Genomic DNA, 12,615 nt, shown 5'->3' on the forward strand with positions numbered 1-12,615 from the left:
ACCTCGCTAGACCCCCTCAAGGCGCGCCTGGTGGGGCTCTCCTTCGCCCCCGCGGCGGGGGAGGCCTACTACCTGCCGGTCGGCCACGCCCATGCCGCGCGGCAGCTCGCCCTCGAGCCGACGCTGGCGGCGCTCAAGCCCGTCCTGGAAAACGCGGCGGTCGCCAAGATCGCCCAACATTTCAAGTACGACTCCCACGTCTTGCGCAATCACGGCGTGCGCGTTGCGGGCTTGAGCTGCGACACCATGCTGGCCAGCTACCTGCTGGACCCGGCGACCAGCCATAAGCTGGACAACCTGGCCGCCCGCCACCTCGACCACAAGATGATCTCCTTCGAGGAGGTGGCGGGGAAGGGCGGCGACTTCTCCGCCGTCGACCCCCAGGCGGCCGCGGAGTACAGCTGCGAGGACGCCGACGTCACCTGGCAGCTGGCCGAGCTCTTCCAGCCCATGCTTAAGGAGGCCGGTCTTTGGGACTTGTTCCATGACGTGGAGATCCCCTTGAGCCTGGTCCTCGAGGAGATGGAACGGCGCGGGATCAAGGTCGACAAGAAATTCCTCGAGGGCCTGCAGGCCGAGTTCGGCGCGCGCATCCAGGCGCAGGAGGCCAAGATCCACGCCCTGGCGGGCGAGGCCTTCAACATCCAGTCGCCCAAGCAACTCGGGACCATCCTCTTCGAAAAGCTCAAGCTGCCGGTCCAGCGCAAGACCAAGACCGGTTATTCCACCGACGTGGATGTTTTGACCGAGTTGGCCAAGGTACACGAGCTGCCCAAGGAGATCCTCGAGTACCGCAGCCTGGCCAAGCTGAAGTCGACCTACGTCGACGCCCTGCTCGAGATCCTCGATCCCGGGACGCACCGGGTCCACACCAGCTTCAACCAGACCATCGCCGAGACGGGCCGGCTCTCCAGCAGCGATCCCAATCTGCAGAACATCCCCATCCGCAGCGAGGACGGCGCGAAGATCCGCCGGGCCTTCGTCGCCGAAGCGGGATTTTCCCTGCTCAGCGCCGACTATTCCCAGATCGAGCTGCGGGTCCTCGCCCACCTTTCGGGGGACCCCACATTGTTGGCGGCCTTCGCCGAAGAGCACGACATCCACCGGATGACGGCGGCGAGCATCTTCCAGGTGAACGAGGCCCTGGTCACGCCGGCGATGCGCGCGGCGGGGAAGACGGTCAACTTCGCCGTCGTCTACGGGCAGACGCCCTTCGGACTCTCCGGGCAGTTGGGCGTCACCCAGGCCCAGGCGAAGAAATACATCGACCAGTATTTTGAAAAATACTCCGGCGTGCGCGAGTACCGCGAGAAGGTCCTGGCCGAGGCCCGCGAGAAGAAAGAGGTGCGCACCTATATGGGGCGGCGCCGCTTCGTCCCCGAGATCGACAGCAAGAACACGATGTCGCGCAACCTCGCCGAGCGCATCGCCTTCAACACCGTGATCCAGGGCACCGCCGCGGACATCATCAAGAAGGCGATGGTCGAGATCGAGGCCGAGATGCGCGAGAAGGGCATGAAATCCCGCCTCCTGCTCCAAGTGCACGACGAGCTGGTCTTCGAGGCCGCGGACCCCGAGAGGGAGGCCCTGCGCGAGCTGGTGCGCCGCCGCATGGAGGGCGCGGTGCCCTTCCGCGTGAGGCTCAAGGTCGAGATCGGACTGGGCCCGAATTGGGCCGAGGCGCATTGAGCCAAGTCCTCAGCCCCAGCGCAGCCTCAGCCAAATCCATCCCATCAAGATCGCCAGCGAGACCGCCGTGACGGGAAGGCCGTAGCGCGCAAAGGCCCGGAAGCGGATCTCCACCCCGTAGCGCGCCGCTTGCTCGGCGACGATCAGGTTGGCGATGCTGCCGATGATCAGCAAATTGCCCGCGAAGCTGTTGGATAGGGCGAGCACCATCGCGGTGGCCGTGTCCTGGAGGGAAAGGGTCTTGGCGAGCAGCATCACCGTGGCCGCGTTGCTCATCAAATTGCTGAAGGCCGCCGTCACCAGGGTCAATAAGTAGGGGTTGTGCGGGTCGACGCCCCAGGACTGCAGGGCCCGCAGAGCCATGGCGGGGAAGGCCGTGTCGCGCAGGCCGCCCACGATGATGAAGAGGCCCGTGAACAAAGTGAGGATCGAGTAATCGACCCGGCCGAGGAGATCGGTGCTGGAGATGCGCCGGCTGAGCAGCAGGATCCCCGCGGCGCTCAGCATGACCAGGTCGCGGGGCAGCGGGGTGAAGAAGAGGGCCACGACGATCCCGAAGAGGAGCAGTCCCTTGGTCGTCTCGCGGCGGTCCAGGACGGGGAAGGCCTCCTCGAGGGGGCGCGGCGCCTGGACGGTCTTCAAGTCCTTGCGGCCCAGGGCCCAGGTCAGGCCATAGGCGGCGGCCAAGGCGAGCAGCGTCGGCGGCAGGCTCCAGAGGAGGTACTGGGAAAAATGTAGGCGGGCCATGGAGCTGACCATGATGTTCTGCGGGTTGCCGATCGGCGTCGCCGCCGCCCCGATGTTGGCGGCTAAGGCCAATCCCATCAGGAAGGGCAGCGGGTTGAGGCCCTTGCGGAGGACCGCAAGGGTGACGACCGGCGTGAAGGCCAGGCAGACCACGTCATTGATCAAAAAGGCCGAGAGCAGGGCCGAAGCGGCCATCAATTGAAAGAGAAAGACCTTGGGCCGGTCGAGAGCGGAGGCGATCTTTTGGGCGACCCAGGTGAAGAAGCCCGACAGCCAGAGCTGACCGGAGAGGATCATCAGGGCGTAGAGGGTGATGAGGGTCGGAAAATTCACCGCCAGCAGGGCCTGATGCGGCGGGAAGCCCCCCACGGTGACCATCAAAATGGCTCCCAACAGGGCGATGCCCGTGCGGTTGATCTTGAAGGAAAAGAGATGGCCGACGGCCAACGCTGCATAGCCGGCGATGAATACGAGCAGGGTGGCGTTAGGGTGGGAGGTCATAGGCCGGAGCCACCAAAGCTATTTGCCGGATTCTTCAGGCCAAGTTGAACTGGAATTTGAAGCTGCCCACCGTGATGATGTCGCCGTCCTGCAGATAGGCCTCTTCCACCTTGCGGCCGTTGACGAGTATGCCGTTGGAGCTCTTCAGGTCGATCATGACGTAATGCCCGTTGCGAAAGTTGATCGCCGCATGCTGTCGGCTGACCTTGGATTCTTTGAGGCAGATGTCGTTGGAGGGCGAGCGGCCGATGCTGGTGTTCTCGCCCAGGATGAATTCGCTCTCGTCCAAATCGCCCTCGATCAGCAGCAGGGAGGCCTCGGCCGGGATCTCGCGCACGTCGATGTTCGAGCCGGTCTCCTCGGAGGCGCCCTGGGTCACGGCCTCGCCGGCCTCGTCTTCCAGGGGAATGTCGCGCAGGATGGTCGAGATGGAATCCTCCACCGGTTTGGTCTTGCTCACCGTGGACGGCTGGGCGGGCTCGGGCTTGGCGGCCGGGGCGCTGGGTGCCGGGGGCGGGGTCTGAGGTGCGGCCGGCGCCTCCTCGGGCTCTTGGCTGAAATAATCGCCCTCGGTCTCGAGGAACATGTCGAGCTCGTCGCTGAGCTTGGCCTCAAAGGCCTGCTCGGACTCGGCGGTGGGAGCTTCTTCTTTGGCGAGCGAGGGAAGGGGTGCCTCGACGTAATCCTCTATGGGAGGGCTCTGCGTCTTGAGGGTGTCCTCGTCCTTGACCGGCGCCGGGGCGGCCGTGGGCGGCGCCTTGGCCTGCACCGGAGGCGGCGCGGCGACCGGGGGCGGCGGGGCGGGCTCGACCTTCTTTTTTACCGGCGCCGCGGGTTTTTCATAGGCCGGCGTCGCCTGGGCGTCGAAGGCGCGGCCCAGGATGTCTTCGTATTGCTTAATAGATGCTTTAATAGTGTCGAGTAAGTCATTGTATTTTTTAATTTCTTTATTTTGCTGGGATTCGATGTCCTTGAACTTCTTGTCGTTGTATTCCCCCAGCCGGTGGCGAAATTTGGCCTCCTCGAGCACCTCTTGGTGTTTGGAGAGAGAGGCCTCCTGCTCGGATTGCGCCTCATAGAGGTGCTTGAGCTCGCCCTCGATTTCGCGGCATTTTCCCTCAAAATGCCCGCGGACCTCGTCGAGCTGGACCTCGTAGTCGGTCTTGACCTTGAGGTAGACGGAGTCCGAGACCTCGCTGCGATGCTCTTCCATCTTTTGCAGCCGGCCCTCGATCAGCTTCATCTTGTCCTTGACCGAGGTGGCCTCGTCGAAGAGGGCCTTGTTGACGGCATAGGGACTGCTGCTTTCCTCGGTGACGGTCTTGGCGGGCACGGCCATAATTCCTCCTGTGATTTCAAATATTACCCACTTGGCCTCTCGAATTCTAGACAAAGGTCTTTTTCTTCGTCAAACACTTAAAACTTTAAGCGATTCTTGAAGTTACCCTCGGACGCGGTTTCGATCGGCGCGGGGGCCGAGGCGCGGGGGGCTTTTTAAGCTATTGGAAAGATTATGCTTTGTATTTCCGGGCCGCCTGATTAAAAATAGGGGGCATCAGCGCTTCGGTAGGGAATCATGGCCAAAAAAGACGATCCGAAAAAACCCAGCCCGGAAGACTTCGACAAGACCGTCATCGACGTCGACATCCGCCAACTGAAAGAAGGCTTCGACGAGACGGTCATCGTCCGCGCTCCAACCGCGGAGGACTCCGACCTCCACGACATCGCCTTCTTCGACGAAGAGCGCACCGGCGACCACGAGGTCGGGGAGATTCCTCCCGGCGAGGCCCTGCCCGAGGAGACGACTGAGCCCATGCCTAAGGGGGGACGAGGGGGCCCCGCCAAGGAAGAGCCCAAGGCCCGAAGGGAAGAAAAGGCCGCGAGGCCGGAGTTGCCCCGTGAAAAGAAACCCTCGAAGCCGGAGGCCAAGCCGGAACCCCGGCCCGTGGCCGCGGAGGCGCCGGAGATCGAGGAAGAGGCCCTTCCCGCAACGCCCCCGCCTCACGCCAAGCCAAAATTTTCTCCGGCCTATTTTGCCCTGGCCTTGCTTTTCTTTTTGTTCCTTGCCGAGGGCTTGGTCGAGGTGCTGCGGCAGGGGGCCGCGCTGCGCCTGCCGGCAATCGTCGCCGTGGCCTTCTCGCTGCTCTGCCTGGGCGGCGCCTTGTTGCGGCGCTGGGAGGGACGCACCGCCTTCCTCGGCACGGTCCTGGCTTGGTTCGGCTTGGTCAGCTACGCCGGTTTCCGGTTTTACACCTCCGATCCCGAGTCGCTGCACTTCTTCAAGTTGCCACTCGACACGTGGCTGGGGCCTTTCCTGATCGTGGCTTCGGGCGTCGTGGCCTGGATCTTGTTCACGACGAAGCGGGTCGGTTTTATTCCGAAGCTATTGGCCTTGCTGGCCTGGCTTGTGATCGCGATCGCCGCGGCCCTCGCCTTGATCGCCGGGCTAAAATTCGAGGACGGCATCTGGGGGCCCGCCGCCTTGGCCAAGCTCCCGCTCCTGTTGCGCCCCGGAGTCCTCGCCCTGGGATTTGCCTTTCCGCTGGCCGGTCTCGGGGTGCTGCTGGCCTTGCTCTTCCATCCCCGCGCGGAAGGCTCCCTGTTGCGACGCGGGGGTTGGGTTTTGCTCGGCATCGCCGCGCTAGGGACCGCGCTGGGGGTCAAGTTGCTCGACCGCCAGGGCCTCGAGCTACCGTTGCTGGGACGCCTCGCGAAGCAGGACTTCTTCGGCGCGACCCTACTCGATCCTGCGACCAGCCCGATCCGGGTGCAGGTCTTCAACGCGAAGCCGAGTTTCGGCAAGGCCGGTTGGATGCATTTGAGCGTGGCCGCCTCCCGTTCTCGCCCGCAAGGGAAGGGGCGCCAGGCCTTCTTGATGGTGCGCAATCAAGAGGGCCGCAGCTTCGCCCCGGGCGTGCCCGAGCATCTCGTGCTGGAGCGCGGCGACAAGGCCTTGAAGGGAGTGAAGGCCAGCGTCGAGACCTCGCGACTCGGCCAAGAACGACAGATCGCCCTCTTGGTGAATCTCCCCAGTTTGGTCGAGACCCAGGTGAAATCTTCCCTGACCGGCGCCATCCTCGAGCTGGCCCGGCAGTTGCGCGGGCACGACCGGCTGCATGTCGTCGGGCCCGCGGCCGCGGAGACCCTGCAGGCGGGCGAGGCGACGGCCTGGCCCAAGCAGATCGCCAAGGCGCTGCAGGGCGGGGCGGGGGCCGGCGGCGATCCGATGAGTCAGGCTTTCAAGAAGCTCTCCGGGGCGAAGGGGCTCAAACAGGTGATTCTCGTCACCGACGCGCCGAAGCTGCCCACGGCCGAGCAGCGCGATGCGGCCGCCGCCGAGGCGAAGAAGCAGCAGGCCGCCTTCAGTATTCTCGCGCTCGGCGCGGTGGAAAGCCCGGGTGATTCGGTCTACGCCGCGCCGACCCCGGCCTCGCTGGGCTTCGAACTGCTCTCCGCCGCGGCGGAGAGCCTGGGCGAAGTCGCCGTCAGCTTTCCCCAGCTGGCCCCCTTGCCGCGGCTGAAGTGGGCGAAAGACGCGGAAGGCAAGCCCGTGTTTCAGGCGGGCAAGCTCTCCTTCGAGGTCGTGGCGCAGGACAGCGGTTTGATTCAATCCTTGCAGCTCAAGGTCGACGACGAGAAGCCGATCGATCTCGAAAAGAGCTTGTTGCAGCAGTCTGTGGACCTGGGCGCGCTGAAAGTAAAGCCCGGCCCGCATCGTCTGACCCTGCTGCTCGCCACGCAGGAGGGCGACCTCGTCGCCGAGACGGTGGAGGTGCAGTACGTCGCCAAGAAGCCGCTGCGCTTCGTCAAGCCCATGGACAAGGACACGGTCGCGGGCAATTTCAACGTCCTGCTCTCGGTCGGGCGCAGCCAGGGCGTCGAGACCCAATCGGTCGACCTGTTGGTCGACGGCACCAAGATCGGGCAGTCCACCAGCCCGCCCTTTCAGATACCCTTCAATTCGGCCTCGCTCCCCGATGGCGAGCACACTCTGCAAGCGGTTCAGACCTACACTGACGGCACCAGCGAGAGCGCCCAAATCCAGGTGAACGTCAACCAACAGGTGCCCCAGGTGCAGATTCTGCGGCCGGGTATCGGCGAGTACCTTTCCAATCTCGCCGAGATCGAGGCGCAGGTCGGCGGCGGCCTCTTCGAGCAGGTGCAGAAGGTGGAATTTCTGGTCGACGGCGAGTGGATCGGCGAGAGTCTGCAGGCGCCGTATCGCCTGCTTTGGTCGAACAGCGCCTTTCCCGCCGGCGCTTATTTCATCCAGGCGAGGGCCTACCTGAATTCGCAGGCCACCACCACGGACGCGGTGCAAGTCCAGTTGGGGCAGGGCGAGATCGTCGTGCAGGCCGATCCCGGCTTGAGCCCGACGGGCATGCTATTTCCCGACAACGTCGAGGTGCTGCTCGACGCCTCCGTCGGCATGAAGGACGCGGTGGGGCAGGCGCTCAAGATCGACCTGGCCAAGGCGGCGATTTCGGGGCTCGTGCAGGCCTTGCCGCAGAACGTCCGCTTGAACGCCCGGGTCCTGGGCGCGTCGCAGCTGGCGGGGCAGGGCTATTGCGAGGACGTCAAGCCCTTGAAGAATCCCTCGGCGGAATTGGAGGTTTTGCAGGCGCAGGGGACCTTGCCGCTCGCCCGCAGCCTGGAGCTGCTGGAGAAGGACCTCAAGAAGTCGCAGGGCTCCCGAGTGGGTTTATTGATCGCCAACCACTGGGACCAGTGCGGCGGCGATCCGATCGCGGTGGCGACGCGGCTGGCGAAGCAGGCGGAGCGGTTGCGCTTGCACGTGATCTATTTCAGCGACGTCGATCCCACCACCGAATCGCTGCTCAAGCGCCTGGCCGAAGTGATGGGCGGGCGCACCTTCAAGGTGAGCCGCGCCGAGGACTTGCAGGTGGCGATCCGGGACGCGGTGCAGGTCAGTTTCTCGCTTTACGACTACAAGAACACCCCCGTCCTCGAGATGCCGCTCAGCCAAAATCCCTTTGCCGTGCGGGCGGGCGAATACCGGCTGGAGATCGACACCTCTCCGCCCATCGTCAAGTCGGGCGTCCTGATCCCGACGGGGGCCCGCAAGACCTTTACCGTCCTCCATCGAGACGGGAAATACGAGCTCCGGGACGAATAGCGGCGGGACTACCCCGGGAGGCGGGGACTCAGCCGGTGGAGTGGCCCCCCAGGGATATTCCCGCGGCCTAGGCCCGGATTTTGCTTAAAAAGGCGCTTTTTTTCTGTCCGAACCTTGACTTTTTCCGGCCCGTCGCAATATGATTTCCTGCCTTGTGAGATAGGTCTTTGAGAAAAAATAGCCTCGAATTAGGCCCAGGAAGCGCCATTGCAACCTGCTAATTTTATTACCTATTTTTTCTCAACAAATTCCTTGACAAACAAGATTGAAGAACTTAAAACCGCGCCCTCCTCGAGAGAATCTTTCGAGGTTTCCTGTGGAGAGCATTGAGGTTTTTTGGTCTTAAAGCGTCTCAAGACAGGGTTTTGTTCGGTCTTTGAAAACTGGATAGTCGACTGAAAAGAAGCGAGTCCTTTAATCAACATCCTTGATTAATCTCCCGGTTTCGGCCGGGAGCAGTAATCGTCCAATAACTTAATTGGAGAGTTTGATTCTGGCTCAGAACGAACGCTGGCGGCGTGCCTAACACATGCAAGTCGCGCGAGAAAGTCCGCAAGGATGAGTAAAGCGGCGAACGGGTGAGTAACACGTGGGTAACCTGCCTTTCAGTCCGGGACAACCTGTCGAAAGACGGGCTAATACTGGATAAGACCACGACTCCCTCGGGAGCAGTGGTAAAAGGTGGCCTCTTCATGAAAGCTATCACTGAAAGATGGGCCTGCGCACCATTAGCTAGTTGGTAGGGTAATGGCCTACCAAGGCTACGATGGTTAGCTGATCTTAGAGGATGATCAGCCACACTGGAACTGAAACACGGTCCAGACTCCTACGGGAGGCAGCAGTGGGGAATATTGCGCAATGGGGGAAACCCTGACGCAGCAACGCCGCGTGAGTGACGAAGGCCTTCGGGTCGTAAAGCTCTGTCGGAGGGGAAGAAACTATCTATGGCTAATATCCATAGGTATTGACGGTACCCTCAAAGGAAGCACCGGCTAACTCCGTGCCAGCAGCCGCGGTAATACGGAGGGTGCAAGCGTTGTTCGGAATTACTGGGCGTAAAGCGCGTGTAGGCGGCCTTTTATGTCAGGTGTGAAAGCCCTCGGCCTAACCGAGGAAGTGCGCCTGAAACTGATTGGCTTGAGTACGAGAGAGGAGGACGGAATTCCCAGTGTAGAGGTGAAATTCGTAGATATTGGGAGGAACACCGGTGGCGAAAGCGGTTCTCTGGATCGATACTGACGCTAAGACGCGAAAGCGTGGGGAGCAAACAGGATTAGATACCCTGGTAGTCCACGCCGTAAACGATGGATATTAGTTGTTGCGGGTTTAAACCTCGCAGTGACGAAGCTAACGCATTAAATATCCCGCCTGGGAAGTACGGCCGCAAGGTTAAAACTCAAAGGAATTGACGGGGGCCCGCACAAGCGGTGGAGCATGTGGTTCAATTCGACGCAACGCGAAGAACCTTACCTAGACTTGACATCCGGAGAACCCCTCCGAAAAGAGGGGGTGCTCGCAAGAGAGCTCCGAGACAGGTGCTGCATGGCTGTCGTCAGCTCGTGTCGTGAGATGTTGGGTTAAGTCCCGCAACGAGCGCAACCCCTACCTTTAGTTGCCATCATTTAGTTGGGCACTCTAAAGGGACTGCCCGGGTTAACCGGGAGGAAGGTGGGGATGACGTCAAGTCCTCATGGCCTTTATGTCTAGGGCCACACACGTGCTACAATGGCCGGTACAAAGGGTTGCCAACCCGCGAGGGGGAGCTAATCCCATCAAAGCCGGTCCAAGTTCGGATTGGAGTCTGCAACTCGACTCCATGAAGCTGGAATCGCTAGTAATCACGGATCAGAACGCCGTGGTGAATACGTTCCCGGGCCTTGTACACACCGCCCGTCACACCACGAAAGCTATTTATACCAGAAGCCGGTGAGCTAACCGCAAGGAGGCAGCCGTCCAAGGTATGGACAGTGATTGGGGTGAAGTCGTAACAAGGTAGCCGTAGGGGAACCTGCGGCTGGATCACCTCCTTTCTAAAGGACAATCCTCGCCTCCCATTAGGTTGACTATCCAGTTTTGAAAGACCGGCAAATTGAGTCGGGCAGCAACAGGCCCGAAATCCTATAGGGCCTGTAGCTCAGGTGGTTAGAGCGCACCCCTGATAAGGGTGAGGTCGGAAGTTCGAGTCTTCCCAGGCCCACCAGAAGATTCTTGGTAAACATTCTTAGGGGATGTAGCTCAGCTGGGAGAGCACCGGCTTTGCAAGCCGGGGGTCAGGGGTTCGATCCCCCTCATCTCCACAGTGAGATGAGAAAAAAGTTTTGATTCGGTGTGAAGACAGCGAATCGTGTTCTTTGACAATTGCATACGATCTGCGAAGACAATCCAATTTCAAAAAGCAGAAATCTCAAGTGTTAAAGACTCAAATGAGTGTCCTTGATTCGTCCTTCTTTCGAGAAGTCCGAAACAAGGATTACAAGTTTGGTCAAGCTACTAAGAGTATATGGTGGATGCCTTGGCGGAGGACGGCGAAGAAGGACGTGATTAGCTGCGATAAGCTTCGGGGAGTTGCTAAATAAACTTTGATCCGGAGATTTCCGAATGGGAAAACCCAGCCGCGCGAAAGCACGGTTATCCCAGGCTGAATACATAGGCCTGGCGAGGCGAACGGGGGGAACTGAAACATCTAAGTACCCCTAGGAAAAGAAAACAAGTCAGTGATTCCCCTAGTAGTGGCGAGCGAACGGGGAACAGCCTAAACCCGGTTGTTTACAACCGGGGGTTGCGGGGCCTTAACATGGGATTTGTGGAGGATAGTCGAACTGTCTGGAAAGTCAGGCCATAGCGGGTGATAGCCCCGTAGACGAAATCCGAAGCAACCCTAGAGGAACCCCAAGTACAACGGGACACGAGAAACCCTGTTGGAATCCGGGAGGACCATCTCCCAAGGCTAAATACGTGCCTCCGACCGATAGTGAACTAGTACCGTGAGGGAAAGGCGAAAAGAACCCGGGAACGGGAGTGAAATAGAACCTGAAACCGTATACTTACAAGCAGTGGGAGGGCTATGGCTCTTACGAGCAATGCCTGACCGCGTGCCTTTTGCATAATGAGCCGGCGAGTTATTGTATGTAGCAAGGTTAAGCCGTTGAGGTGTAGCCGCAGCGAAAGCGAGTCTGAATAGGGCGATTCAGTTGCATGCAATAGACCCGAAACCTAGTGATCTACCCTTGGCCAGGATGAAGGGCGGGTAACACCGCCTGGAGGTCCGAACTGGTGAACGTTGAAAAGTTCTCGGATGAGCTGAGGGTAGGGGTGAAAGGCTAATCAAACTGGGAGATAGCTGGTTTTCCTCGAAATATATTGAGGTATAGCCTCGTATGGATAGTAGCGGAGGTAGAGCACTGGATGGACTAGGGGTCGGAAAACGATTACCAAATCTAACCAAACTCCGAATTCCGCTAACTTATATACGGGAGTCAGACTGTGGGGGATAAACTTCATAGTCGAAAGGGGAAGAGCCCAGACCGCCGATTAAGGCCCCCAAATCTACACTAAGTGTGAAAGGATGTGGAAACGCTCCGACAACTAGGAGGTTGGCTTAGAAGCAGCCATCCTTTAAAGAAAGCGTAACAGCTCACTAGTCAAGCGAGTCCGCGCCGAAAATGTAACGGGGCTTAAGTGTAGTGCCGAAATCGCGGGTTCGATTTGTTTTGCGAAACAAGTCGAGCGGTAGAGGAATATTCCAGTAGCCGTCGAAGGTCCACCGAGAGGAGGGCTGGAGGTTCTGGAAGAGCTTATGCTGGCATGAGTAGCGACAAAATGTGAGAGTAACACATTCGCCGTAAGCCTAAGGTTTCCTGGGGAAGGTTAATCCGCCCAGGGTTAGTCGGTACCTAAGTCGAGGCTCAAGAGCGTAGACGATGGACATCGGGTTAATATTCCCGAACCGACTTGGCAGCGTTTGATGCTAAGGGATGACGGAGAAGGGTAGATCAGCCACCGATCGGTTGTGGTGGTTCAAGCCTGTAGGATGACCGGATAGGCAAATCCGTTCGGTTATATCCGAGAGGTGAGTACGATGGGTCCTAGACCCTGCAAAGTGATTGATCCCATGCTTCCAAGAAAAATCTCGTAGCTAGTTGTCAGGTCGACCGTACCGCAAATGGACACACATAGGCGGGGTGAGTATCCCAAGGCGCTTGAGAGAACTCTGGTGAAGGAACTCTGCAAATTAACACCGTAACTTCGGGAGAAGGTGTGCCTACATTAGGTGAAGCCCCTCGCGGGTGGAGCCGAAGTAGGTCGCAGGGAAATGGGGGTCACGACTGTTTAACAAAAACACAGGACTCTGCAAAGTGTACCAACACGATGTATAGGGTCTGACGCCTGCCCGGTGCTGGAAGGTTAAGGGGAGGGGTTAGCCGCAAGGCGAAGCTCCGAACCGAAGCCCCAGTAAACGGCGGCCGTAACTATAACGGTCCTAAGGTAGCGAAATTCCTTGTCGGGTAAGTTCCGACCTGCACGAATGGCGTAACGATGGC

Annotated in this window: 4 protein-coding genes, 2 tRNA genes and 2 rRNA genes; 6 read left to right on the top strand and 2 right to left on the bottom strand. The window is 59.8% G+C overall.

Translation table 11 applies throughout. From position 1 onward, the window contains the following. Nucleotides 1-1,689, top strand: a 1,689-nt coding sequence (polA, locus tag FBR05_12425; protein ID MDL1872988.1) for a DNA polymerase I, incomplete at its 5' end; no start/stop codon positions are given. 9 nt (nucleotides 1,690-1,698) lie between these two features. On the opposite strand, the gene FBR05_12430 is transcribed toward polA, so the two are convergent. Together FBR05_12430 and FBR05_12435 are read right to left on the bottom strand one after the other, a co-directional pair. Then, complete coding sequence (locus FBR05_12430) at nucleotides 1,699-2,937, bottom strand: anion transporter (GenBank protein ID MDL1872989.1); 1,239 nt, start codon at nucleotides 2,935-2,937, stop codon at nucleotides 1,699-1,701. Between the two features lie 34 nt (nucleotides 2,938-2,971). Further along, entirely contained in the window at nucleotides 2,972-4,276 is a 1,305-nt protein-coding gene (locus FBR05_12435; protein MDL1872990.1) for an FHA domain-containing protein, read from the bottom strand. 237 nt (nucleotides 4,277-4,513) lie between these two features. On the opposite strand from FBR05_12435, the gene FBR05_12440 reads away from it, so the two are divergent. The 5 genes from FBR05_12440 to FBR05_12460 form a co-directional block, all read left to right on the top strand. Next, nucleotides 4,514-8,074 (top strand): hypothetical protein, encoded by a 3,561-nt coding sequence (locus FBR05_12440; protein ID MDL1872991.1) that lies wholly within the window; start codon nucleotides 4,514-4,516, stop codon nucleotides 8,072-8,074. A 474-nt stretch (nucleotides 8,075-8,548) separates the two neighbouring features. Beyond that, a 16S ribosomal RNA gene (locus FBR05_12445) occupies nucleotides 8,549-10,106 on the top strand. A 91-nt stretch (nucleotides 10,107-10,197) separates the two neighbouring features. After that, nucleotides 10,198-10,274 (top strand) — tRNA-Ile (locus FBR05_12450). A 24-nt stretch (nucleotides 10,275-10,298) separates the two neighbouring features. Continuing rightward, nucleotides 10,299-10,371: transfer RNA gene (locus tag FBR05_12455), tRNA-Ala, on the top strand. A 179-nt stretch (nucleotides 10,372-10,550) separates the two neighbouring features. Then, nucleotides 10,551-12,615 (top strand): 23S ribosomal RNA (locus FBR05_12460); the annotation flags it as partial.

The organism is Deltaproteobacteria bacterium PRO3 (assembly GCA_030263375.1).
Classification (GTDB): domain Bacteria; phylum UBA10199; class UBA10199; order DSSB01; family DSSB01; genus DSSB01.

Coding starts and splice junctions, on each gene's coding strand:
- FBR05_12430 (MDL1872989.1), bottom strand. CDS start 2,937: ATGACCTCCCACCCTAACGCCACCCTGCTCGTATTCATCGCCGGCTAT.
- FBR05_12435 (MDL1872990.1), bottom strand. CDS start 4,276: ATGGCCGTGCCCGCCAAGACCGTCACCGAGGAAAGCAGCAGTCCCTAT.
- FBR05_12440 (MDL1872991.1), top strand. CDS start 4,514: ATGGCCAAAAAAGACGATCCGAAAAAACCCAGCCCGGAAGACTTCGAC.